Raw genomic sequence first — 26,740 nt, forward strand, 5'->3', positions numbered from 1 at the left:
CTTTAGTTCTAAGTCTATTGGTATATATTGAGGAATAAAGAGTTTCCCTTTATTAACGGAATGTTAATATTCCTTAAAAATATGGAGATCTTTTTTTATATTGCTCGAACTAAACCGATGATAATTATGCTTCAAAAGAGATTTTTCTATACCATACTTTTTTTATTAGGATTTTTAAATCTCTCTTTACATGCTCAACAGAGTAACCCCTTTTATTGTCATTATGGAAATTTTAAAACTGACGCAAAGGAAAAATTATTTTTTAGGTTAGAAAACTTGAATTTTGCAAAGAATGATGAATACAAAGGTGAGTTTGTAAAGGGAGCAACTTACATTGGATATATTGCCACCCCCAAGATAGTTTATTATCCAACAGATGATTTAAGAATTGAGGCTGGAATTCGTTTGCAAAAGTATTCTGGCCTTGCTGAATATCCTAATTCTGAGCCTGTTTTTTCAATTCATTATCAGGCTAGTGATAAATTTTCATTAATTCTGGGTACCCTAAATCAAGATAATAATCATCACTTACATGAGGCTCTTTTCGAACCAGAAAGATTTTTTACAGACAGAGCTGAAAATGGTCTTCAGGCTTTATTTAAGTCTGAGCGTTTGGATTTTGATACCTGGATAAATTGGGAGCAGTTTATTTTTGAGAATGATCCCTTTCAAGAAGTCTTCACTTTTGGATTGACTGCAGGTCTTCGATTAATCAGTTCCGAGTCAAGTCATTCTTTAACTATACCTTTGCAAGTTTTGTTCACACATCGAGGTGGAGAAATTGATTCCTCAGATTCTTTTAAGCAAACAATTGGTCACTTTGGAACAGGTTTAGCATACAGTAAAGCTTATGACCATTCGTTTTTAAAAAAAATTAATGTTGAAGCATTTGTTTTCCTTTTTAATGATAATTCCTCAATCAAAGAATTTGCTTATGGCAGGGGGAAGGGTTTTAATTTTCGTATTGGAGCAGAAACAAAACACTCTAATCTCAAGCTAGGGTACTGGATTGGCGATAAGTTTAACTCCTCAAGAGGCTCTGCCTTTTTTCAGTCTATGTCAGTTATCAATAATGACTATATTAAGAAGAGACGCGAGATTGTAACGGCTAAATATCGAATTCAAAAATCTATTGCTAAAGGGATCATATTAGGGGGACAGGTTGATACATATCTTGATATGAATTCGAATCATGATTTCTCCTATGCGACATCTTTATTCGTAAAGATTAATGGTGAGTTTTTCCTGAAAAAGCTTGACTGGAAATAATATACTGCGTTTTTGTAAATTCTATTTATTTCGAATACTCTTCTAAACGGCCTTATTCATGCAGAGTTTTAATTCCTCAACTCTGTCAGGATAAAATAATTAGAAAAATAAAGTTTCTATCCCAAATAAATTTTATACTTTTGCAGAGCATTTATGCGATATGGCTACTAAAAGTCCTGTTTTTTCATCTTAAGATACTGATTTTACTACCCTTAGCAAGTATTTCAATCAGTTTCATTAAGGTACACGAATTTGATTTGTGGGAGTAACTTAATAATCCAATATTGCCCCGATTATCCACACAGGGTTTAAGTTATTCATAAATAAATCGTTGAAGAATTGGTGTATTTACTGGGAACAGATATCTTTGCAGACCAAATTGAATACTTGTATTAAGTATAAATTATTAAAATTTTATAAAGTGGATACATTAAGTTACAAAACAGTTTCTGCCAATAAAGCGACCGTTACTAAAGAGTGGGTTGTTATCGATGCAGAGAACGAAGTGTTGGGACGTCTTGCTTCTAAAGTAGCAATGTTACTAAGAGGTAAATTAAAGGCAAATTACACTCCTCATGTTGATTGTGGAGATAACGTGATTATTATCAATGCTGAGAAAATCCGTTTGACAGGTAAGAAAATGTCTGATAAGCAGTATGTACGTTACACTGGATACCCAGGGGGACAGCGTTTTGCAAATCCAGAGATTGTGCTTGCAAAGCACCCTGAGAGAGTGATTGAGATGGCTGTAAAAGGTATGCTTCCTAAAAATCGTTTAGGTAGTCAACTTTACAGAAACCTTAACGTATATGCAGGTTCAGAGCACAAGCATGAAGCTCAGCAGCCTAAGAAATTGGATTTAAACACTATTAAATAATAGGTATGGAAGTTATTAATGCTATTGGACGTAGAAAATCGGCAGTTGCTCGTATCTATGTTAGCGAAGGTAAAGGTCAGATTACCATCAACAAAAAAGAGCTTAAAGAGTACTTTACTACCGGGACTCTTCAGTATGTTGTATTACAGCCACTTAATCTTTTAGATGTTGCTGATAAATATGATATTAAGGTTAACCTTGATGGAGGAGGAGTAACAGGTCAAGCAGGCGCACTTCGTTTGGCTATCGCTAGAGCTCTAGTTAAAATCGACGCTGAAGATAAAGCAGCTTTGAGAACAGCAGGATTCATGACACGTGACCCTCGTGAGGTTGAGCGTAAGAAACCGGGTCAACCAAAAGCTCGTAAGAAATTTCAATTTAGCAAGCGTTAATATTTTTGTGGCAGGTTTAGTATCTAAATTGTTAAGACTTCTATTCGTTGTAAACTATAGAACTACCTAGCAATTGCCATAAAACGAATGTAAACAAATAAAAAGAAAACAAAATGTCTAGTACTACATTTGAAGAATTATTAGAAGCAGGTTGCCACTTTGGTCACTTGACTAGAAAATGGAATCCAAAAATGGCTCCTTATATTTTTATGGAGCGTAACGGTATTCACATTATCGACTTACATAAAACTGCCGTTAAAGTAGACGATGCTGCTGCAGCATTGAAACAAATTGCAAAATCGGGTAGAAAAATCTTATTCGTTGCGACTAAGAAACAAGCTAAAGGTATTGTATCTGAAAAAGTAAGCAACGTAAACATGCCATATGTAACTGAGCGTTGGCCAGGTGGTATGTTGACTAACTTCCCTACTATCAGAAAGGCAGTTAAAAAGATGTCAACTATTGACAAAATGGAAGCTGATGGTACATTAAACCACCTTTCTAAAAGAGAAAGACTACAAGTATCTCGTCAGAGAGCTAAGTTAGAAAAAAACTTAGGTAGCATTGTTGATCTGACCAGATTGCCAGCAGCTTTGTTTGTAGTTGACGTAATGAAAGAATACATCGCTGTTAAAGAAGCTAACCGTTTGGGAATTCCTGTATTTGCTATGGTAGATACAAATTCAAGCCCAGAAGGCATCGATTTTGTTATTCCAGCTAATGATGATGCTTCTAACTCTGTATCTATTATTCTTGATAAAGTAACTGGAGCAATTCAGGAAGGTTTATCTGAAAGAAAGAATGAGAAAGAAAAAGAAGACGCTGATAAGAAAACAGCTAAAGTAAAAAAAGCTCCTAAAGCAGAGGCTCCTAAGGTAGAAGCTCCTGTAGCAGAAGTTACTCCAGAGGCTCCAGTAGCACCAGCTACAGAAGAGATTGAAGGAGAAAAGGAGTAATTATTAACTGATAAATTTCTATTAAGATGTCTATTAAAGCAGCAGATGTAGCCAAATTGCGTAAAGCAATGGGCGCAGGAATGATGGATTGTAAAAATGCTCTTGTTGAAGCCGAAGGTGACTTTGACAAAGCTGTTGAGATAATCCGTAAAAAAGGAATGGCTATTGCTAATAAACGTGCTGACAGAGAAGCTTCTGAAGGTGTTGTTTTAGCTAAAGTTTCTGAAAATGGAAAATTAGGTGCAATGATTACCTTGAATTGTGAAACAGACTTCGTTGCTAAGAACGATAGTTTTGTGGCATTCGCAGGGAAAATCCTTGACATCGCTATCGCAAACAATCCAGCTGATCTTGAAGCTTTAAAAGCTTTAGATTTAGAAGGAAGAAAAATTGAAGATCACGTTGCTGAACAAACTGGTGTAATCGGTGAAAAAATCGATTTAAGCTACTTTGGTAAAATTGAAGCAGAATCTTCAATTGCATATATCCATGCTGGTAACAAATTAGCTACGCTAATTGGTTTCAACCAAGCAATTGATGCACAAATGGGTCGTGATGTTGCTATGCAAGCAGCAGCTATGGCTCCAGTTGCTATCGATAAGGATGGTGTTTCTGAAGATATGGTTGCTAAAGAACTAGAAATTGCTAAAGAAAAGGCTCGTCTTGAAGGTAAGCCTGAGCAAATGCTAGACAAAATTGCTGAAGGTCGTTTGTCTAAATTCTTCAAAGAATCTACTTTGTTGAACCAGGATTTCGTTAAAGACGGTAAAATGAGCGTTAAGCAATATTTAGCAACTGCTGATAAGGATTTGACTGTTTCTGCAATGATGCGTTACACTTTGAATGCTTAATACAAATGTTATTACATATAAAAAGAGTTCCTTTTAGGGACTCTTTTTTTTGGACTTATATTTTTTCAGATCTAACTAAAGTATAGACATTAAGCTATAAATTCTTATCTTGAGCTTTGCTTTAATTATCTGAAAGTTTTCCGATTCTGATCGGTTCATATATATCATATCTACTAAAATATTTTATTTCAAATGTTACAATACAAACGTGTCCTACTAAAACTTAGCGGTGAGTCGCTAATGGGAGATCAACAATACGGTATCGATTCTCAAAGATTAAATGACTATGCTGAACAGATAAAAGAAATTGTAGTCCAAGGGGTACAAGTTGGTATTGTGATTGGTGGTGGTAATATTTTTCGTGGCTTAAGTGGAGCTTCTAAAGGTTTTGATCGCGTAAAGGGTGATTCAATGGGGATGTTGGCTACTGTAATCAATAGTTTGGCTTTAAACTCTGCTCTTGAAGCGATAGATTGTAAATCGAGGGTACTTACTGCTATTAGAATGGAGCCAATAGGTGAGTTCTATTCAAAGCAAAAGGCTGTTGACTATCTTTCTGAGGGATATGTCACAATATTCTCTGCAGGGACAGGAAATCCATATTTTACAACAGATACTGGTTCATCTTTACGTGGTATTGAGATTGAAGCTGATGTGATGCTAAAAGGAACACGTGTTGATGGGGTTTATACTGCAGATCCTGAAAAAGATCCAACTGCAACGAAGTATGATAAGATTAGTTTTGATGAAATCTACCATAAAGATCTTCGTGTAATGGATTTAACTGCAACAACGATGTGTAAAGAAAATAATCTTCCAATTGTTGTTTTTGATATGGACACTAAAGGTAACCTATTAAAGGTGATTAAAGGTGAAAATATTGGTACTCTGGTACACGTTTAATAGCTATTTGCTTTTTCGCATAATGAGCTTAATATTAAAATATAGCTCTTAAGAAGTGCGGAATAAGTGTATAAAGAAATTTTTACTATTTTTGTGTCTGGCCACTTAGGCTGACATAAGAAATGAAATTATATAAAAACAATCCATCCTGATATTTGTTGGGATTTGGAATAAACTCTTTGTCCTATGAATGAAGAAGTTCAAATGTATCTTGAAGATGCAAAGGAAAAGATGGATGCTGCAATAGCACATCTTGAATCTGGATTAGTGAAAATTCGTGCTGGAAAAGCTAATGTTGCTATGCTGTCTGGCGTAGTTGTAGATTATTATGGAAGCATGGTTCCATTGAGTCAGGTTGCTAACGTAAGTGTGCCAGATCCAAGAACCCTTGCAGTACAGCCATGGGAAAGAGCTATGATTGTACCTATCGAAAAGGCAATTATGAATTCTAATTTAGGCTTTAATCCAGATAATAATGGTGAGGTAATCCGCATTAATATCCCCGCTTTAACCGAAGAGCGACGTAACGATTTGGCCAAACAGGCTAAAGCTGAATGCGAAAATGCTAAAGTGAGTATTCGTAATGCACGTCGTGACACGATCGTTGAGCTTAAGAAATTAGTTAAAGATGGTTTGTCTGAAGATCTTGAAAAAGATGCTGAAGGGGATGTTCAGAAACTAACTGATGCTTTTGTTAAGAAAATTGATGACTTAATGGTTATTAAGGAGAAAGATATCATGACTATCTAATAGATAGTTTTTTATTATATAAGAAAGGCTACTTCAATTCGATTTGAAGTAGCCTTTTGGTTTTATTATTGTTTAGGCAAATAAAAACCGCCATTGGGGACGGTTTTAACAGGTTTACATGTGTTGCGGCTTATTTATTACGTACCAGGTAAACATATACTGGAAAGTGATCCGAATAGCCACCTTCGCGTCTTTTAGGATATCCTTTGTAGCGTCCCTCTTGCTGCACCATGAATTTCTTTTTGAATATATTACATGTCAGGAATTTGTATCCGTCTGTTTTTTTGTCAACTAATGGATTAGAGAGTAAAATTTGATCGAATAGGTTCCATGTATCTCGGTACGCTAGTGTACCATATCCTTTAGCTAAAATGTTTTCCCATGGGTTGTAAAAATTTTCACTTCCCATTTGCGAGATCTTAGCCTTGGTTTTCATCTGTTTTTTTACAGAATCGTTAAAAGGATCATCATTTAAATCACCCATTACAAGTATTTTGGCTGAAGGATCTGCTTTGCTCAGAGAATCACAAATTGAACGACTTAGTTTACCTGCTGCATTACGTGATGGGCGACTTAATTTTTCACCACTACTTCTCGATGGCCAGTGATTTACAATAACGTGAACTTTCTCATTGTCAAGTAGTCCTGTAACTAATAATTGATCTCTAGTAAATAGAGTATCACCATCGTTTCTGAGTGTATTTAATCTGAAGCTTTTAGATTCAATTAGTACAAAACGCTTTGGATTGTATAGTAAGCCAACATCAATACCACGCTTATCAGGAGAGTTATAGTGTACAATTTGAAGATTTCTACTAACAAGAGCAGGTTCAGCAACCAAGTCTTCTAGAACTTTACGATTTTCAATTTCAGAAACACCAAGTAAAGAAAATCCATCTTTGGAGCCCTCTTTTCCAATTAAAGAAATGACATGTGCCATATTAAAGAGCTTAGCTTTATATTTACTTTCTGTCCACTGATTCTTTCCATTGGGCGTATATTCCTCGTCAATTTTTTCTGGATCATCAATAGTATCGAATAAATTTTCAAGATTGTAGAAACCAATACAAGAAATCTCTTTTTCTTTTTTCTGTGCAGATACTCCATTTACATTTAAAAGGAAACTTGCTAAAAGAACTAATAAGCCAAGCTGTTTGAATTTAAAATTCTTCATATGTCTATTTTTTCTATTGTAATCCTTATTGAAAGTCGCTTTGTTATACTAGTATCTCATTGACAGATAAAGTATAGAAGCTTATTTTCAATATTATAATTTGAGTTTGATTTTTTTCGATCGGAGTGGATAGAAAACAATTAAATAATTCGGGGGGATCAAATTATTATTTAACTGTTTCTCTAAAAAATGATTGTTTTCCGGGGCGAAATTAAAACAAATTTTGAGAACAGCCTAATTCTTTTGGGTTTGCTATCGTTTTTTTAGAATATCGATATTATTTCATTGAGATTCTTCTTGTTATGGATTGGTATATTTTTTTGAAGACTATCATGCTTTATGAAAAAAAATATTAATTTTGCCAGACCTAAGCACCATTTTATACCGTTCAATTCCTGAGCGGGCTATACAATTAAAGGTATAGTATACAGTATCCATGCACCTTCACTATAGATGTGAATTTGCTTTTCTAAAGGGTACTAAACTCCACAATCTTAATTTAAGGTAAAATTTCAACTGTCATTGTATTTGCAATCGATTGTGTTTCGGGGGAAACATGAACACGATTTAACGACTACTATCACTGACTATTTATATCAAACTTTAATAATTCTTATGAAGAAGGTTTTTCTGTTCCTAATGCTAGGAGCTCTGATGTCTTTTACCTTGCAGGCCCAAACAGGTTCCGTAAGTGGAAAAGTAAAAAGTGCTAAGGATGGACAATTTCTTGAACGTGTTCAAGTTCAGGTTCTAGGTACAAGTAATATGGTGTATACAGATGCTAATGGTCAATTTTCAATTGTTGATATTACTGCAGGTAAACATCTAATTGAATTAAATCAAGAGGGGTTTATCAGCTTAACCGAAACGATTGATATTGTTGAAGGCAAAAATACTTCTGTTGGAACTTTGGTTTTAGAAATAAACAAATTTTTACCATCACTTGATGAGTTAGATGTGTCTTCAATTTCTGATGATGAGATTGATGCAGATTTAGGTGATATGGCTGTATCCGGGATGTTGAATTCTTCAAAAGATCCTTTTAATGCAGCGGCAGCTTATACTTTTAGTTCGGCTCGTTTTCGTCGTCGCGGATATGGTTCTGAAGAATCAGGCATATTTTTCAACGGCATACCAATGAATAATATGGAGAACGGAAGAGCTTACTGGTTCTTATGGGGTGGTCTAAACGACGTAACCCGCGACCAGGAAGTGACTGATGGTTTATCTCCTATTGATAATGGATTTGGTCTTTTCGGAGGTAATACCAATATCAATACCAAAGCTGATTCTTACCGAAAGGGAACCAAATTAGTTTACTCTATGTCGAACCGCTCGTACCGTAACCGTGCCATGATTACTCATTCTACAGGTATGATGGAGAATGGTTGGGCATTAACTGTTTCAGGTTCTAAGAGATGGTCTGAGGAAGGTTATATCGATGGAACATCATACGATGCTTACGGATACTTCCTGTCAGCATTGAAAAAAATTAACGAAAAGCATAGCATTGGTTTAACTGTTTTTGGCGCACCTAGCACCAGAGGAGGTTCTGGTGCATCTTCTCAGGAAGCTAACGATATTGTTGGTTCAAATTATTACAATCCTAACTGGGGATGGCAAGATGGCAAAAAGAGAAATGCTAAAATGCAGAAATCTCATACACCTGTTGCTATCTTAAAGCACTACTGGGATCTTAATTCAAAAACTAAAGTTGAAACTAGTATTGCTGTAATTAAAGGCGAAAGTGGTCGTACTGCTTTGAATTGGGTTAACGCTCCAGATCCTCGTCCTGATTATTATCGTAATCTTCCTAGCTACTCGGGAAACTTAAATAACCTTAACGCTGCAGCTGATTTTAAAAACAACTCTCAAATTGATTGGGATAAGATGTATGATGCAAATACATATAATAACCCTACTGGAGAAGCTCGATATTTTCTTGAAGACAGAAGACAAGATGTTGAGCAAATTATTGCAGATATCAATATCAAACATGAGTTGAACGAGAATATTCAATTAGTTGGAGGTGCGAACTATAACTCATACAAGGCTCATACTTACACCTTAGTAGATGATTTGTTAGGTGCTGATTACGTTGAGAATACTGATAAATTTGCCGATAGATCAGATCCAAAGTATGTTTACACCGACGAGGAGTTTGCAGAAAGAATTCAAAATGATTTGGATTATTTTCTTGCAAACGGTCGTAAAGCACAAATATTAAAAGAGGGTGATAAGTATGGACATAATTATGATGCTCATGTTGATAAAATTTCTGCTTTTGCACAAGCGAACTTCTCTTATGCCAAATTTGATTATTACGCTTCTTTGGGATTGACTCAAACGACAATGTGGAGAGATTCTAAAGTGAGAAAGGGAATTTTTCCAGTTGGAAATGATTCATATGGTGAAAGCGAAAAGTTAAATTATTTCAATTATGGTATTAAGGCAGGTGCCACCTATAAAATGGATGGTAAAAACTATTTCTCTGCCAATGCAGGGTATATGACCAAAGCACCAGTTTTCCGCAATGTGTTTCTATCACCACGTTCTCGTAATTTAACTTTAGACGATAAAGGACAAAATAAGGATGAGACTATAATTACTGCCGACTTGGGATATCAGTATCGTTCTCCAAATTTTAAACTGAAAGCCAATGTATACTATACTAAATTTACCGATCAGGTGAAAACAATGGGGCTTTATGATGATAATGGTAAAACATTTGTAAATCAGATTCAATCCGGTATTGATAGAAAACACATGGGTGTTGAGATAGGATTCGATTATAAACTATTGGATGAACTATCATTGGTTGGTGCTATTGCAATTGGTGATCATACTATTGAATCACGTCCAATGTTGAGTATGTACTCTGATAATGGACTTGAGACTATAAATGCTTTGCCTGAGAATGAACCCGTTTATGTGAAAGGTTTTAAAGAGACAGGTTATCCTCAGCAAGCTTATACAGCAGGATTGAAATATTCTAGTGATAAATACTGGTGGGTTGGTGTAAATGCCAATTACTACAGAGAAATGTATCTGGGATATAACCCTTTAAGAAGACTTGAGAGTACATATAAAATTTTCGCTAATAACCCAGTTGGATACGATAAAGTAATAACTCAGCATGGACTTGACGATCAGTTTACTTTGGATCTTAATATCGGAAAATCGTGGAGAATAGATTATAAGTATTATATCAACATTAATTTGTCTGTATCTAATGTCTTAAACAATACTGATTTTGTAACAGGAGGTTATGAGCAATCAAGAGTAGACTATGGTGGTTCTGCTGCTGAACAATTGGAAAGTGTGGATAATTTTAAACCTCGACAATATTATGCTTACGGAAGAAATTTTTTCTTAAACATGAGTTTCAGATTTTAATACATTGATATAAAAAGAATAAAAGATGAAAAAGATATCATTATATATAATTGCTGCATTATTCGGGCTGCTATTTTTAAATAGCTGTATCGACGATGATTTTGCAGAGCCAATAATAGTAGAATCTATCTTCACATTGCCTGAAGGTGCTATTGTTAAAACAATTCCTGAGCTTAAAAAGATTTATACAGACGCAAATCCCAGAGCGAAGAATCCAATAATGAATGCGGATTTGTTTAAGGTGATTGAAGAGGATTTCTATGTATCAGGTTATGTTGTTTCAAACGATGAGTTTGGAAATTTTTATAAAAATATTGTTATACAAGGCGAGTTAGACGGTTCTTCTGAAGGGATTAATATCTCGATAGGAGAGTCAGACCTTAATTCAAAGTTTGCTGTAGGGCAGAAAGTTTGGGTGAAGTGTCAAGGTTTAACCCTAGGACTATATGGAAACAATGTACAGATAGGTGGTGGTAACTACTGGTACAAATTTAAAGAATTCCGTTTGTCTCCTATTTTGTCTCCTGCTATTTCGTCGCATATTTTTAGAGATGGTTCAATTCAAACAATTCCAACTAAGATAAAGACTATTGATCAGTTGACTGCTGATGATCGTTTTACTCTTATCACTTTAAATGATATTCAGTTTAAAGGTGGTGATGCAGGTACTACTTGGGCAAATGTATTGAACGATCATTCACCTGTTTTTCCTTTTAAATCTACAATTATAGAAGATGCAAATGGTAATGAACTAACTGTATTTACTTCTGATTTTTCTGATTTTGGCTCTAAACTAACACCAACTGGTAGTGGTACTATTATTGGGGTTTTGAGTGCTCATAATGGCGAGCCTCAGCTTGTTGTAAATAGCATTAGTATTGCTGATGTTGATATGACAGGCAATCGCTTTGGTACTTCAGGTGGAGATAATGGAGGAGACTACTCAGGCACACTAATTAAAGTAGATAACTTTAATGCTGATTTTACGGGACAAGTTGTTGAAAAGTCAATAACATCAGAAGGATGGCACAATATCAAAGAAAAAGGATCTCGCGACTGGATTGCTAAGGTTTTCAACAACGATACATATGCTCAATCTACAGGTTATAAGGCAACCGATGATGAAATTGTATCATGGTTAATTTCTCCTGCAGTAAGTGTTTCTACTCAGAAGGTATTTAGTGTATCTACATCAAAGGCTTATTGGGCACATGCCGATACTAAGCATCCATTAGAAATTGTTTATGCTGACGATTTTGATGGCAGTAATTACAAAACTGCTACTTGGCAGACATTAGATGTTACTGTTGCTCAGAAATCAGATGGTGATAATGCTTGGATTTCTTCAGGTAATGTGAATTTGCCAGTTATTGATGGCAAGCATATTTCTATTGCGTTTAAATATATTGGTAGCAAGACTGAAACGACGACCTACCGATTAGATAAAATTAAAGTATCAGAATAATAACATAAGCAAGCTATATTTTATGGCTTGCTTTTCTATTTTTTATAATCCAATTACTAACTAACAAAAGAACTGTAAAATGAGAAAATTACATTATTTATTGTTTGCGATGATTATGGGACTAGCTGTTTCATTCACATCATGTTCTTCAGATGATGATGCTCCTGCTGGCCCTTCTGAAAAAACAAATGCAACTGTTGCTGATATTGTTGCTTTAATATCAGGTGATGCTGTTGTAACTATTGCTCAAGATTTAACTTTCGATGCTATCGTTATTTCTAACCAAGGTACATCAGAGAATTTTTACAACAAGCTAATTGTTCAAGACGAAACTGCTGGTTTAGAAATCAGATCATATAAATCAGCGACTTTAGCTGCTTTTGAACCAGGACAAAAAATTATTGTTTCTGCTAAAGATATGCTTGCAAGCAAGTATGGTTTTTCATATCAAATCGGAGTTGAGTTTGAAGGCAAAGTTGGTGGAATGGATGATGCAGCCGTTGCTCTTCATATTACTGCTGTTGAAGGCGGTGTTGAGCCAACTGTTGAGGCTACTGCTATTACAGCTTTAACCGAAGCTATGGTTAATACTTTAGTTAAGATTGATGCTATTCAGTTCAAAACTTCTGAGAATGGTAAAACTTACGCTAAAGCAGAATTAGCTGGTGATGATTACAAAAAATTCGAGAATCGTTATTTAATTGATGCTGAAGGAAACGGAATTCTTTTAAGAACTGCAAATACTGCTACTTTCCACGCTGATGTTTTACCTGAAGGAAATGGTTCTGTAACTGCAATCTTAGGAAAATTTAATGAAGATTATCAGTTGTTTATCCGTTCTACTGATGATGTAGTAATGACTGATGAGCGCGTTGCTGATCCTGTTGCTCCTTTTGTTGACAAAACTGTTGATGCTTTAGCTGAAATTTTTGCTGATGCTACTGTTGATGCAAGAGTAGACCAAGATGGTTGGTTTACTGAGGCTGTGACTGGTACAATGAACTGGGTGACTAAAGAATATTCATCTGCTAAGTATATTCAAGCTGCAGGTTATAATTCTGGTCAAGATGCAATCGAGACTTGGGTTGTTTCTCCTGGTTTAAATCTTGATGCTGCTGATAGCAAAAAGAATTTCTCTTTCGATTCTAAAAGAGGTTATACTAAAGCTGAAGTATTGAAGGTATTTGTTTCTTCAGATTTTGATTATACTGTAGGTGTTGCTGCAGCAACTTGGGAAGAGTTAACTGTAACTTTACCTGCTGAAAATGGAACAGGTTATACTGAGTGGTTAAACTCTGGTGTTATCGATCTTTCTGCTAAAACGGGTAAAGTTCATGTTGCTTTCAAATACGAAGGTAACCAAACTGATGCTACTGGTACTTGGCAAGTTGGTAACGTTAAATTCAACTTTACTCCTGCTGATGTAGATCCAGGCGAGCCAGCTGAATTTTCTAATTGGGGATTTGAAAACTGGACTGACGAGACTCACCCTGTAGGTTTTGAAAAAGTGGAAAGCGTAACAAAAGAAGCTACTATTATTCACGGTGGATCATTCGCTGCAAAAGTTGAATCTAAGTCTGGAAAGCAGATTCTGTCTTTTAAAACTCCAATCGAAGCAGGTGCAACTTATGAAATATCATTTTGGTATTTAGATAATGATGTAAATGCTAAAGGACGCATGTGGTCATATTTTAAAAATGCTGCTGGGGCAACTGTTGCTCCATTAGATGGTGACGCTGCTAAAATTCAAGCGGGTTATACTGAAGATTCAGCTAATTGGCAACAATACAAAATAGAAGTTGTTATTCCTGAAGGAGCAACTATGCTAGAATTTGCAACTAGAACTTATAAAGAAGCTGCTGAAGGTGGTTTCGTTTACTATGATGACTTCTCAGTTGTTAAGAAATAATATCCTTGATATTAAATATTTTAAAAGGCACTCCTTCGGGGTGCTTTTTTTTTGCGTTAAACTTGATCTGAGGAGCCGAAATATCTGTTCGAGTTTAATTATTTTCGAAGCTAACTCAATCATGAACGACTTCGTTGTACTCGTATAGCTTACTAATAGATAAGCAACTTTTCATCAAACTAGAGTTAAAATTCTCTACATCAACATCTATCTATCCCTCAAATTTTTCTATATTTGCGACACCATTAGATACAATAGCAGTCTTGCTGCTAGTGTTTTATAAATCCTACCTTCTTCAATTTATTGAAGAAAACCTCCTATTTGTTTTTGAATATACGAGAGATAGCTCGATTGTTTCTGATACTAATCAGGACAATACGATTCCAGCGACTTATTACTAATAGCTAGTTTTTTAATGACTAGTGACTAACAACTATAAACCATGCGTAAAGCACTTTATTTACTTTTTCTTTTAACTGCATCTTTCTCTGCTTGTGATTCGGGTAGCGATAGTATCAAAGAGACAATTGATCCAATACCAGTTGTTCCTGTTGAGCTGGTGTCGAATACAACCATTTCTGATCTTAAAGATTTGATAGGGAGTGAGGGCTTTTTATCGATTACTCAAGACTTGGTGATTGAAGGCAAGGTGATTTCGGACGACTACGAAAAAAATATCTACGAAAGTATTGTGATTAATGATACAAAGGCAAATGCCGATTTTTCGGGTATCGAAATTTTATTGGCTTCCGAAGAATTAGGTCGATCGTTTAAGCTTGGACAAAAAATATTAGTAAAATGTAAAGGACTTATCTTAGGAGATAATGTTTTAGGCGCTAACACTCTTGTTGAAAATGGTAAAAAAACAGTAACTGCTATAGAACGAAATTCAATTTTCGACTTTATTGTTAAGGCTGATGATATTCTTTCTGTGGAATCTAAGTTGACAGCTATTTCTAATATTAATGATGATATGATTTTATCATTAATCAAAGTTAATGCAGTTCAGTTTATCGATGCTGATTTAGAAAAGAATTTTGGCGATGCCAATGCTGATGTTATTCGTACGCTTACCGATAAGGATAAGAACACTCTTAGTTTGAATATCAGAAAAACGGCTGATTTTGGAGATACCAAAATCCCTGCAGGCAATGGATCTGTTATGGGGATTCTTACAAAAGTAAATGGTACTTACGAATTAGTTATTCGTGGTTTGTCGGATGTGGTTTTAGATGGTCAACGTGTTGATGGAGATGATAATGGAGGATCCCAATCAGGTAACGATCATGAAAACTTCTTAACTCCCGAGGTAGATGTCAATGGTAAAATCATCGTGAAATATACGCCTAAGGATTATGTGAGTCAGATATCAGAAGGACAACATATGATGTCGGTTCGTATTCCGGATAATTATTATACTTCAGCTTCGACACTGTCGGGTGCTCAATTAAGAAGCCAAATACAAAGCATTATTTCTTCAGGTGTCAAGAAATTACCATATACAAGTTCATCAACTGATGTTTGGGATATGTGCGAAGCAGGAGATCAAAATCCAGACAATGCTTCTCAAGTATGGCAAATTTATAAAGAGCAAGGTATTAGTAAGTCAGCTCATGTGAGTGGAAGTACGGGGTGGAACCGAGAGCATGTTTGGGCCAAGTCGCATGGTGATTTTGGTACTTCTGCTGGACCTGGAACCGATGGTCATCACCTAAGAGCTTCGGATGCTAAAGAGAATGGCAATAGAGCTGCTCTGGACTTTGCCAATGTAAATGGTCCACGAACTAAGAATGCGACTTTCTACGAGCCCCCTTTGAGTGCTAAAGGCGATGTGGCTCGTTCTATCTTTTATATGGCCGTTCGTTATGGTTTCACAGTTGACGAATTAGGCGGACAAGGAAAAGCCGAACGTCATGGTAAATTGGCCGATCTGTTAAAGTGGAACGAATTGGATCCTGTTGACCCATATGAGATCAGAAGAAATAATGTGATTTATGGCATTCAGAACAATCGCAACCCTTTTATTGATCATCCTGAATTGGTAAAATATATTTTCGGTGACAAAAAAACCGCCGTTTGGAAAAACTAAAAACTCAATTTTCAATTAGTAATTAACAATTAGTGATTGATATTATTACTAATTGTTAATCATTAATTACACATTATTAAGAATATGCGCAAGATATTATTGATTCTTTTGATCGCAAGCTTCACTTTTTCATGTGGAGATAGCAACAGCGATAACGAAATAAAACCGAATGAATTTGCAACTGCTTATTCTGGTTATTATAAATCCTTAACTGGATATGAGCAATCAGATCTGAAAACTGCTTTGCACAATATCATTAAAGGACATATAGAGCTTGAATATACCGACAACAGTTCGGATATGGATGTGTGGCGTGCCTTGGAGCAAACTGACGAAGATCCGAATAATTCGGATCATGTGATATTGCTTTATTTGGGAACATCAATACCTAAAGCAAATAAGGCGAAGAATAATCAGGGCGATTATTGGAATCGTGAGCATGTTTGGGCTAAATCAAGAGGTTTTGGGGGGAGCCCGAGTACTTCAAAGCCGGCTTCTGTAGATTTACACCACCTTCGTCCAGCTGACGCAACTGTAAATTCAGCTCGAGGAAACAAGTGGTTCGACAATGGTGGAAACGTTCATAGCGAAGCCAAGGAGTGTAGAACTGATTCAGACTCATGGGAACCTCGAGATGCTGTAAAAGGAGATATTGCTCGTATGTTGTTTTATATGGCTGTTTGTTATGAAGGTGAAAATGGTAATCCTGATTTAGAGTTGACTAATAATCCTTTGGACAATGAGGATCCCAATCATGGTATTTTATCGACCCTATTAGAATGGCATAAGTTGGATCCTGTTGATGCATTCGAAACAAAGCGAAACGAAACCATATATTCGATTCAAGGTAATCGAAATCCGTTTATCGATTTCCCTGATTTTGCAAACTATATTTTTGTAGAGAATAAATAATATTGGGTTGTCTGTTATCAGTTAATAGATATCTACAGTTTGTTTATAGTAGTAATATGACAACAGAAAACCGATAATTCAACTTACAAAACCGCTATGAAAAGATTTTTGTTTTCCCTACTGATAATTGCTAGCTTGGCCTTTTCCTGCACTGCTCCCGATGATGGCCCAGAGGAGCCAAAAGGTAGTAAATTAGGAACTATTGATATTAAAAATATTTCAAGCTACAATTATTATTATAAAGATATTGACGGTGTTAAGTCGGCTAATTTAAAGAGTGAGCTACACGATTTGATTGACAATCATAAGGTATTGCCTTATACATCGTCGAGCTTTGATGTTTGGGATGCTTTAAAACAAACCGATGAAGATCCTAAAAATCCGAACAATATCATATTACTTTACACAGGTCGATCTCAAAATAAAAATACTCAGGATAACGGACATAATGGAGATGATGTTTGGAATCGTGAGCACGTATGGGCCAAGTCGCTTGGTTTTGGTGGTGATCCGGACATATCTAAGCCAGCTTCAACCGATATTCATCATCTGCGACCAGCCGACCGTAGCGTGAATACAGCACGCTCAAATAAGTATTTTGGTGAGGGTGGGAGCCCACATAGCGAAGCTACTGGCTGTTATTATACATCGACGACTTGGGAGCCTCGCGATGCGGTGAAAGGCGATGTGGCACGCATGATGTTTTATATGGCTGTGCGTTACGAAGGATATAATGGCAACCCCGATTTGGAGTTAAACGATAGAGTGTCTAGATCTGGTCCTAATATTGGAAAACTATCGGCATTATTAGAATGGCACAAACAAGATCCTGTTGATGCTTTCGAAATCAAAAGAAATCAAACCATATTCGAAATTCAAGGTAATCGGAATCCTTTTATCGATCATCCTGAATTTGTTGAATATATCTGGTAAAATATAGCCCTGTTGTCTTTTCTGACGTCAGGGCTTTTTTTTTATTCTTAATTAAAATGTTTAAAATCAGCTCGGGATTTAATTCGGAGCTGATTTTTTATTGTAATTTTGGTTCGGATTTAAATATTATATTAAAGCATAAAATTATAAATTTGTAATCTTTTATTTGAACAATTATATCTAAACAACTAATACTTATGTACGGTAAATTCAAAGAATTTTTGGCTGAAGAGATCGAATCGATTAAAGAATCGGGCTTGTACAAAAATGAAAGAATCATCACTTCGGCTCAGGGAGCTGAGATTAAGGTGAATGCTGGTGACGGAGTTTTAAACTTTTGTGCCAATAACTATTTGGGATTATCATCTCATCCTGCAGTAATCGAAGGCGCTAAAAAAGGTCTTGATTCTCATGGTTACGGTATGTCATCGGTGCGTTTTATTTGCGGAACTACTGATATTCATAAAGAATTGGAGCAAAAGATTGCGACATTCTTTGGCACGGAAGATACTATTCTTTACGCAGCAGCTTTCGATGCTAATGGTGGGGTTTTTGAACCACTTTTTGGTAAGGATGATGCCATTATTTCTGATGAATTGAACCATGCTTCCATTATCGATGGGGTACGTTTGAGCAAATCGGCTCGTTACCGTTACAAGCATGCTGACATGGCTGATTTGGAAGCTCAATTGAAGGTTTCTCAAGCTCAGCGTTTTAGAATTATTGTTACAGATGGTGTGTTCTCTATGGATGGCGATATCGCTAAACTAAACGAAATTTGTGACCTAGCCGATAAGTACAATGCTTTGGTAATGGTTGATGATAGCCATGCTTCAGGATTTATTGGTAAAACCGGACGTGGAACTCACGAGCATCACAATTGTATGGATCGTGTTGATATCATCACATCAACTTTAGGAAAAGCGCTTGGTGGTGGATTAGGTGGTTTCACTACAGGTAAAAAAGAGGTGATTGATATGTTGCGTCAACGTTCTCGTCCATATTTGTTCTCAAATTCCCTATCTCCTGCTATCGTAGGTGCGTCAATCGCTGTATTCGATATGCTATCGGCTTCAACCGACTTAAGAGACAAGGTAATGAGTAATGCTCAGTATTTTTCAACAAAACTTCGCGAAGCTGGTTTCGATGTGAAGCCTTCAGAGTCTGCAATTAATGCACTTATGCTTTACGATGCGGTTTTGTCTCAGCAGTTTGCTGCAAAATTACTTGAAGAAGGTATTTATGTAATAGGATTCTATTTCCCTGTTGTTCCTAAGGAGCAAGCTCGTATTAGAATTCAATTGTCAGCTGCTCATACTCAAGAGCATCTTGATAAAGCTTTAGCTGCTTTCATTAAAGTTGGTAAAGAACTAAAAGTGATTGAATAATCCTTATAATATAACCTGACAGTTTTTAACTAATAAAAGTTACAACTGTCAGGTTTCTTTTTTTAGCCATGAAAACTTTACTACTTGCATTCATAGGTCTTTTTTTTTCCTGTTCACTTACTGCTCAGTATTACAATAAAAACGATAGGTTTATTGTTGGTTTAAATGGGGGAGTGGTGAAACCTTTGAGCAATTTTGCCGATGAGAGTAGTCTGGGAACTGATTTGTGTTTAAATGCTAAGATGCTCTTGAATCAGAAATTAGCGGTGGGATTTTCTCTAGGTTATATGAATTTTGGTCAAGATGATGCATATTGGAATGGGGATGTGAGAAGAAAGAATGATGTAAATTATCAAATTATTCCAATCACTTTTACCGGGACTTATTTTATACAGGCTTACGATTTGGATTTCAGACCTTATGTATCACTTGGGTTTGGTTACTTCCTCTATCGTAATCACGTTGAATCTATTCCTACCAACACCTACTCGCCTGAAAAAGAAGAACACACTGTTTCGACCAATAAAATTGGCTTAATGCCCAATGTGGGTTTCATGTATAACGTTAGTAAGAAATTGGCTGTTGATGTCAATTTAAAGTTGACTTATATTCCAAACTTTGAAGAGAAACTCGAAAAGAAGAAGGTAAAGCCGAGTGTAGATGAGAATATTGAATTGACAGATCTGCAGAAATACAGATACCTGGGTTTTGATAAAATCACTTCTGCCTCACTCACAGTAGGCTTATACTATCGCTTTTAATATTTAATTAGTAATGAACGATTAGTATTTATCAATTGAAAATTATTAATCACTAATTGATAATCAAAGTAGTCCTTCATCGGCAAAGCTGTAATAACCTTGATCAGCAATAATAAGATGGTCAAGCACTTCAATACTCATTAATTTTCCTGCTTTCTTTGTTTTAGAGGTCAAATCCTTGTCTGCTTCAGACGGTGTTAGATTACCTGATGGATGGTTGTGACATAGGATTATATTGGTTGATTCAAGTAGAATCGCATCCTTAAATACCAATCGCATATCGAAAACTGTTCCTGTAATACCACCTGAGGACACATTTTTCACCTCTAGAATCTTATTGCCTCGATTGAGATAGATGACCCAGAATTCTTCATGGCTTAGGTTTTCGACATAGGGCTGAAGCCTTTCGTAGGCATCCATGCTACTGGTAATCTTCAGTTTTTGTTTGGAAGGGAATGATTTTTGTCGACTACCCAATTCTAGAGCAGCTATTATACTTATAGCCTTAGCAGAACCAATCCCAGGAGTCTTTGTTAAGTCATGAATTGATTTTTTAGCAAGATCGTTCAAGTCGTTCTTATTATCAGCAAGCAGTATTTTAGCTACTTCTACAGCCGATTGATTGCGATTACCACTACCAATTATAATAGCTAATAATTCGACTGTAGATAGACTCTTTGAGCCTTTATACATCATCTTCTCGCGAGGACGATCTTCTAATGCCCAATTTTTTATACTAAGACTTTTATATTCACTCATTATAGGATGTAGTTAATGGGTTATCTGAAGATATAGTCTACTAAATTTAATGTTTTTAAATTTAAAAATGCTATTTACCAGTTGGTTATGAATGTGGGTCGAATAATAAAAAATGGGAAATAATATTTTTTTAGAGATGCTAGGCTTTAAATTATTATCTTGCGAAAGATATCTATATACTAGCTATTTTGTTGGACAGTTTGAATGGTATTCAAAAAAGAAACATATGCTGAGACTTTTACTCGTAAAAAAATATCTATTCTTACTAATTGTTCTGCTTTTGGCTTCGATTCCCGTTGTAAAAGCAGATACTCCTGCGTACCCTCCATTTTACGATAGTAATACTACCAACTTGCTTTATTCTATAAATACGCCTGCAGATCAGTTGGATGATATAACGAAGAAAGAACCGAGCTTTTATCCCAATCCTGTAAAAGATATTGTAAATCTTACAAATCAAGAAGATGTGATTCGTGTGCGAGTGATTAGCTTAACAGGAAAAACTCTGATCGATATTAAAAGACCTAAGGAAAATATAAACTTAAGTCATTTACCTAAAGGTATGTATCTGATTAATTTTGATATGAATGATGGCAAGCGAGTTGCTCGTAAGTTAGTGAAGAAATAGATTGATCATTATTTAAATAATAGTCAACCCCATACAAACAGAAAAGAGCCTTTGATTTCTCAAAGGCTCTTTATATATCTAAACTTAAAATCTGATTAAGCTTTTCCAGATCTTTTACGATCAGTTTCTTTAAGCTGAATTTTTCTTAAACGGATATTGTTTGGCGTAACCTCAACATATTCGTCATTTTGGATATATTCTAACGCTTCTTCAAGAGAGTGAATGATTGGAGGAGATAGTCTTACCTTATCATCAGTACCTGAAGTTCTCATGTTGGTTAGTTTCTTAGTTTTAGTAACATTTATAACTAAGTCGCCAGCACGGTTGTTTTCTCCAATTACCTGTCCTTCATAAATTTCAGTTGTTGGAGCTACAAAGAAAGTTCCTCTATCCTGAAGTTTGTTCAAGGCATAAGCAAAAGTCAATCCTGTTTCCATAGCGATTAATGAACCATTAATACGTCCAGGAATAGCACCTTTGTGTGGCATATATTCTAGGAAACGATGTGAAATCACAGCTTCACCCGCAGTAGCAGTCAACAGTTGATTTCTTAAACCAATAATACCACGTGAAGGAATTTGAAACTCAAGGTGAATACGGTCATTTTTACGTTCCATAGTCAACATTTCACCCTTACGTTGGTTAACAATCTCAATTGCTTTACCTGAAACGTCTTCTGGAAGGTCGATATATAAAATCTCGATTGGTTCACATTTTTCACCATCAATATTTTTGATGATTACTTGTGGTTGACCAACCTGAATCTCGTAACCTTCACGACGCATCGTTTCAATCAATACAGACAAGTGAAGGACACCACGTCCGAATACAATATATGAGTCTGCTGAATCGGTTGCCTCAACTCTAAGAGCAAGGTTCTTTTCCAATTCTTTATTTAGTCTATCAATTAGGTGACGAGAAGTTACATATTTACCATCTTGTCCGTAAAAAGGAGAATTGTTAATGGTAAATAGCATACTCATTGTTGGCTCATCAATAGCAATTGGCTTTAAAGGCTCAGGATTCTCAACATCACAGATTGAATCTCCAATATCAAAACCATCGATACCCACTAGTGCACAAATTTCACCTGAAGCTACTGATTGTACTCTCTCTTTACCAAGACCAGTAAAGACGTGTAGTTCCTTAATTTTTTGTTTTTTAATGCTACCGTCAGGTTTAACCAGAGTCACATTCATACCTTCGCGCAACTCACCACGGTGAAGACGTCCTACAGCAATACGACCAACATAAGCTGAGAAGTCAAGAGATGTAATCAACATCTGAGGTGTTCCTTCGATAGTTTTAGGCTCAGGAATAAATTCGATAACCGCATCAAGAATAGCAGAAATATCAGTTGTTGGCTTTTGCCAGTCAGTAGACATCCAGCCTTGTTTCGCCGAACCATAAATGGTTGGGAAATCAAGTTGTTCTTCACTTGCTTCAAGGTTAAACATCAAGTCGAATACCTGCTCTTGTACCTCTTCAGGACGACAGTTAGGCTTATCAACTTTATTTACAACCACTACAGGCTTTAGACCTAAGTTTAATGCTTTTTGTAATACAAAACGAGTTTGAGGCATGGTTCCTTCAAAAGCATCTACCAGTAGTAGTACACCGTCGGCCATATTCAATACACGTTCTACTTCACCACCAAAGTCGGAGTGACCAGGCGTATCAATAATATTGATTTTAACACCTTTATATTCTAAAGAAACATTCTTCGATAGAATAGTAATGCCTCGTTCACGCTCCAAATCATTGTTGTCAAGAATCAACTCACCTGGAGTTTCATTCTTTCTGAAAATGTTGCTATGCATTATCAATTTATCAACCAATGTTGTTTTCCCATGGTCTACGTGGGCGATAATGGCAATGTTTCTTAGTTTTCTCATGTTCTTATTAGCTTAACTAAGGAGATAATCACAAATTTCAGATCTTAATCACAACTTATCTCCATGATGATGTTTAATACCAATTGCGAAATGATAGTCGTCTGAATGTTTTCAGAATTATTTTGCAATCAATATTGGACATTTAAAGTAATCAACAACCTTGTTAAAATCATTGTTTTATAATTGGTTGCGCTTCTTTCAATGCGGCTGCAAAAGTACAGTTTATTTTTTTGAATTCAGCAAATCTGCCAAATTAAATTTTAAGGAAACGTTTTCTATTTAATATCTTAAGATTGAATTAATACAATTACTCGATTAATTGTATTGATTTGTAGCGTAGAAGTTCTATAAATATGAGTGGAAATTAAAATAATCAAATTGTGAATTGATGAACATCATTTATTGAGTGATGAAGTTTTTTTGTGTAAGGGCATATTTAGACACTTTAAAAAAAAGCTTTCAATGCCATTTATAAAAGGCTTCCAGCTTATATCAGTTTTAAGTATTTAACAGCCTATATTCTTTAAATCAAAATGATACGCTTATGTTCGCTAAAAAAGACTATATTCATTCACCCATTTTAAAAATCCTTTTTTGGAGATATAAATTCCCCAATCTCAATCTGTAATTCGGAGGTAAAAGTCTGTAATAAATGACGGTATGCTATTTTTTTCGATAAACCTTCGAAAAAAAACGATGAATGAGCAAAAATAGAATTCTTAAATTTTGTTAATTTCTTTTTAACTAACGACTTTTGTTAACGAATTTAATTGTGAGAGCAATTGAATTCACAACCATTTTTGTGATCCAAAACTCTTAATGAGAGTGAAACGTTTTTCTGTGGATTAACCGCCACAAAATTACTAATCTAACAATTCATTTTATGAAAAAAGCGATGAGAAGTATTTTGTCAATGGCAGCACTTATGATGTTGTCTGTTGCAGCTATTGCTCAAACCACTGTGAAAGGGGTGGTTGTAGATGGTAGTACCAATGAAACTTTGCCTGGTGCTTCTATTATTATTCCTGGTACAGCAACAGGAACTGTTACTGATTTTGATGGAGCCTTTGTATTTGAGGTCCCTGATGGAACTAAAACACTTTTAGTGAGTTTTGTGGGTTTCCTTGACAAGGAACTTACTTTAAATGGAACACAAGATTTCGGTACTATTAAATTAGAATCTGATGCTGTTGGTTTAAATGAAGTCAGTGTAATGGCTTCTATCGTAACTGACCGTCAAACTCCAATTTCGGTGTCAACAGTTTCTGCAGAATTAATTGAGAATAAGTTAGGAACTCAGGAATTTCCTGAAATTCTAAAATCAACACCATCAGTATATACTTCGAAAGAAGGTGGTGGATTTGGAGATGCTTCGGTTTATATTCGTGGCTTTGATTCAAATAACGTAGGTGTTTTAATTAATGGTATTCCTGTTAATGATATGGAAACGGGTAAGGTATACTGGTCAAATTGGGCAGGTCTCTCGGATGTTACACGTACTATGCAGGTTCAGCGTGGTTTAGGTGCTTCTAAATTAGGACTTTCTTCAGTAGGAGGTACAATTAACGTTTTAACTAAATCAACAGATGCTAAAAAAGGTGGTGTTGTTAAAAGTAGTATCGGAAACGATGGTCTTAGAAAACAGCTGATTTCTTTATCGACTGGATTATTGGATAATGGTTGGGCTGTGACACTTTTGGGTTCTCATACTTATGGTAATGGTTACGTAAAAGGAACTGATTTTGATGCTTGGTCATATTTTGCCAATATTACGAAAGTCATTAATGATAAGCACACATTGTCTTTTATGATTACTGGTGCTCCACAATGGCATAATCAACGTGGAAATAAGCATACAATCCAACAATATCGCGATCATAAAGATGAATTCAAATACAATTCTGATTATGGTATGCGCGAAGGCAAGATTTATGGTGGTGCATATGGTTACAACTATTACCACAAACCTCAAGCACAATTGAACCATTATTGGAATATGGATGATAAAACATCTTTAACCACTTCTCTATACGCATCTGTAGGTTCTGGCGGTGGACGCCGTGTTTATGGAACTCAATCTAAATTACTAGGCGTAAATTATAGTACAGGTGAAGATTATGATGTTACAATGAGAACTCCTGATGGTTTATTGGATTTCGATGGTGTTGCTGCTATTAATGCTGCATCTACTGCCTTAGGTTCTCAAGCGGTTATTGCTAATTCTGTTAATAATCACTCATGGTATGGTTTGTTATCAACCTTAACTCATGAATATAATCAATATACCTTCACTGCAGGTATAGATGCTCGTTACTACAAAGGAGAGCATTATAATGAAATTCATGATTTATTAGGAGGAGCTTTCTTTCTAAATGATAGAAACAAAAATCGTGATGCAAATACATGGTTGAAGGCTGACGATAAGATTAATTACTATAACGATGGTGAAGCATTGTATACGGGTCTTTTTGGTCAAGCAGAATATGCAGCTGACAATTTTTCAGGATTTTTATCTGCTGCAGTTTCTAGAAAGGCATATAGACGTACTGATTATTTCTTATATGAACCAGGAAACCAACAATCTGATTGGGAAGATTTCTTGCCTTGGAATGTGAAAGCTGGATTCAATTACAAAATTAACTCTATTCATAATGTATTTGTAAATGGAGGATACGTAAAAAGAACACCTTATATGTCAAATGTATTCTTGAATAATACAAATGAAGTGAATAAGGATGTGAAGTATGAAAAAATCATTACTGCTGAAATTGGTTACGGTTATACTGCTCCAAATTTCAGTGCCAATGTGACTTTATATCGTACCAATTGGAAAGATAGAGGTCTAGTTAAAAATTTAAGTGGAACACTCGTTAATATTTCAGGTTTAAATCAACTTCACCAAGGAATTGAGATTGATGCAGAATACAAACCGTCTAAGAAATTGACTGTTCGTGCAATGTTATCTGTAGGTGATTGGGTTTACCAAGATGATGTAAATGCTGCTGTTTTTGACGATAATCAAGTGAAAATTGGGGAATTTACTGCATATTTAAAAGATGTACATGTTGGTAACTCTGCTCAATTGTCAGGCGCTGCTTCTATTGATTATGAAGTTCTTCCAAACTTAAATTTAAGTGTTGATTATACCTACTATGGTAATCATTATGCTGATTTTGATGCTACTAAGAGAACTAATCTTTCAACCAGTGGTGATTCATGGGAAATGCCTGAAGCTGGCCTAGTTGATGCTGGTTTCCGTTACAAATTCCAGATCGCTGGTCTTAATGCTACTTTAAATACAAATGTTTATAATTTGTTTGATACAGAGTATGTTTCTAAAGCTACTGATGGATTAACTCATACAACCAACGAAGCTTTAGTTTATTACGGATTTGGGAGAACTTGGTCAACAGGTCTTAAAATTAAATTTTAA

The 26,740-nt window shown here is 35.6% G+C and carries 20 protein-coding genes; 17 read left to right on the forward strand and 3 right to left on the reverse strand.

Translation table 11 applies throughout. From position 1 onward, the window contains the following. Nucleotides 1-126 precede the first annotated feature (126 nt). The 7 genes from DWB61_RS00780 (at nt 127) to frr (ending at nt 5,998) form a co-directional block, all read left to right on the forward strand. Nucleotides 127-1,269 carry a hypothetical protein gene (locus tag DWB61_RS00780; RefSeq protein WP_125028936.1) on the forward strand — a complete coding sequence of 381 codons (1,143 nt, stop codon included), beginning with the start codon at nt 127-129 and terminating at the stop codon, nt 1,267-1,269. A gap of 421 nt (nt 1,270-1,690) precedes the next feature. Beyond that, on the forward strand, nt 1,691-2,146 hold the full coding sequence (gene rplM / locus DWB61_RS00785) for a 50S ribosomal protein L13 (RefSeq protein ID WP_125028938.1): 456 nt from the start codon (nt 1,691-1,693) through the stop codon (nt 2,144-2,146). Nucleotides 2,147-2,151: 5 nt separating this feature from the next. Continuing rightward, nucleotides 2,152-2,538: a 30S ribosomal protein S9 gene (gene rpsI / locus DWB61_RS00790; RefSeq protein ID WP_125028940.1), complete on the forward strand. Its 387-nt coding sequence runs from the start codon at nt 2,152-2,154 to the stop codon at nt 2,536-2,538. 113 nt (nt 2,539-2,651) lie between these two features. Beyond that, the gene (gene rpsB, locus DWB61_RS00795; RefSeq protein ID WP_125028942.1) at nt 2,652-3,494 is read left to right on the forward strand and encodes a 30S ribosomal protein S2; all 843 of its coding nucleotides are present in this window, start codon (nt 2,652-2,654) and stop codon (nt 3,492-3,494) included. A gap of 26 nt (nt 3,495-3,520) precedes the next feature. After that, a complete protein-coding gene (gene tsf, locus DWB61_RS00800; RefSeq protein WP_125028944.1) occupies nt 3,521-4,345 on the forward strand; it encodes a translation elongation factor Ts in 825 nt (274 codons plus the stop codon). A gap of 192 nt (nt 4,346-4,537) precedes the next feature. Beyond that, nucleotides 4,538-5,248, forward strand: a complete 711-nt coding sequence (pyrH, locus tag DWB61_RS00805) for a UMP kinase (protein WP_125028946.1) — start codon at nt 4,538-4,540, stop codon at nt 5,246-5,248. A 186-nt stretch (nt 5,249-5,434) separates the two neighbouring features. After that, the gene (gene frr / locus DWB61_RS00810; protein ID WP_125028948.1) at nt 5,435-5,998 is read left to right on the forward strand and encodes a ribosome recycling factor; all 564 of its coding nucleotides are present in this window, start codon (nt 5,435-5,437) and stop codon (nt 5,996-5,998) included. Between the two features lie 130 nt (nt 5,999-6,128). On the opposite strand, the gene DWB61_RS00815 is transcribed toward frr, so the two are convergent. Then, nucleotides 6,129-7,172 carry an endonuclease/exonuclease/phosphatase family protein gene (locus tag DWB61_RS00815; protein WP_197091122.1) on the reverse strand — a complete coding sequence of 348 codons (1,044 nt, stop codon included), beginning with the start codon at nt 7,170-7,172 and terminating at the stop codon, nt 6,129-6,131. Nucleotides 7,173-7,787: 615 nt separating this feature from the next. On the opposite strand from DWB61_RS00815, the gene DWB61_RS00820 reads away from it, so the two are divergent. From DWB61_RS00820 to DWB61_RS00855, 8 genes are all read left to right on the forward strand, one after another. After that, the gene (locus DWB61_RS00820; protein WP_125028950.1) at nt 7,788-10,568 is read left to right on the forward strand and encodes a carboxypeptidase regulatory-like domain-containing protein; all 2,781 of its coding nucleotides are present in this window, start codon (nt 7,788-7,790) and stop codon (nt 10,566-10,568) included. Between the two features lie 25 nt (nt 10,569-10,593). Then, the gene (locus DWB61_RS00825; RefSeq protein ID WP_125028952.1) at nt 10,594-12,033 is read left to right on the forward strand and encodes a DUF5689 domain-containing protein; all 1,440 of its coding nucleotides are present in this window, start codon (nt 10,594-10,596) and stop codon (nt 12,031-12,033) included. A gap of 79 nt (nt 12,034-12,112) precedes the next feature. Then, complete coding sequence (locus DWB61_RS00830) at nt 12,113-13,942, forward strand: DUF5689 domain-containing protein (protein WP_125028953.1); 1,830 nt, start codon at nt 12,113-12,115, stop codon at nt 13,940-13,942. A gap of 442 nt (nt 13,943-14,384) precedes the next feature. Continuing rightward, nucleotides 14,385-16,031, forward strand: coding sequence for a DUF5689 domain-containing protein (locus DWB61_RS00835; protein ID WP_125028955.1), 1,647 nt, complete (start codon nt 14,385-14,387; stop codon nt 16,029-16,031). An 84-nt stretch (nt 16,032-16,115) separates the two neighbouring features. Then, complete coding sequence (locus tag DWB61_RS00840; protein WP_125028957.1) at nt 16,116-16,943, forward strand: endonuclease I family protein; 828 nt, start codon at nt 16,116-16,118, stop codon at nt 16,941-16,943. 96 nt (nt 16,944-17,039) lie between these two features. Next, nucleotides 17,040-17,876 carry an endonuclease I family protein gene (locus tag DWB61_RS00845; protein WP_125028958.1) on the forward strand — a complete coding sequence of 279 codons (837 nt, stop codon included), beginning with the start codon at nt 17,040-17,042 and terminating at the stop codon, nt 17,874-17,876. Nucleotides 17,877-18,073: 197 nt separating this feature from the next. Beyond that, a complete protein-coding gene (gene kbl / locus DWB61_RS00850; protein WP_125028960.1) occupies nt 18,074-19,264 on the forward strand; it encodes a glycine C-acetyltransferase in 1,191 nt (396 codons plus the stop codon). A 68-nt stretch (nt 19,265-19,332) separates the two neighbouring features. After that, complete coding sequence (locus DWB61_RS00855) at nt 19,333-20,025, forward strand: OmpW family outer membrane protein (RefSeq protein ID WP_125028962.1); 693 nt, start codon at nt 19,333-19,335, stop codon at nt 20,023-20,025. Nucleotides 20,026-20,088: 63 nt separating this feature from the next. On the opposite strand, the gene radC is transcribed toward DWB61_RS00855, so the two are convergent. After that, complete coding sequence (gene radC, locus DWB61_RS00860; RefSeq protein WP_125028963.1) at nt 20,089-20,784, reverse strand: RadC family protein; 696 nt, start codon at nt 20,782-20,784, stop codon at nt 20,089-20,091. 226 nt (nt 20,785-21,010) lie between these two features. On the opposite strand from radC, the gene DWB61_RS00865 reads away from it, so the two are divergent. Beyond that, entirely contained in the window at nt 21,011-21,412 is a 402-nt protein-coding gene (locus tag DWB61_RS00865; protein WP_158614341.1) for a T9SS type A sorting domain-containing protein, read from the forward strand. 95 nt (nt 21,413-21,507) lie between these two features. On the opposite strand, the gene typA is transcribed toward DWB61_RS00865, so the two are convergent. Further along, nucleotides 21,508-23,307 (reverse strand): translational GTPase TypA, encoded by a 1,800-nt coding sequence (typA, locus tag DWB61_RS00870; RefSeq protein ID WP_125028967.1) that lies wholly within the window; start codon nt 23,305-23,307, stop codon nt 21,508-21,510. Nucleotides 23,308-24,190: 883 nt separating this feature from the next. Between typA and DWB61_RS00875 the strand changes: the two genes are divergently transcribed. After that, on the forward strand, nt 24,191-26,740 hold the full coding sequence (locus DWB61_RS00875; RefSeq protein WP_125028968.1) for a TonB-dependent receptor: 2,550 nt from the start codon (nt 24,191-24,193) through the stop codon (nt 26,738-26,740).

It is taken from the genome of Ancylomarina euxina (assembly GCF_003863355.1).
Lineage (GTDB): Bacteria > Bacteroidota > Bacteroidia > Bacteroidales > Marinifilaceae > Ancylomarina > Ancylomarina euxinus.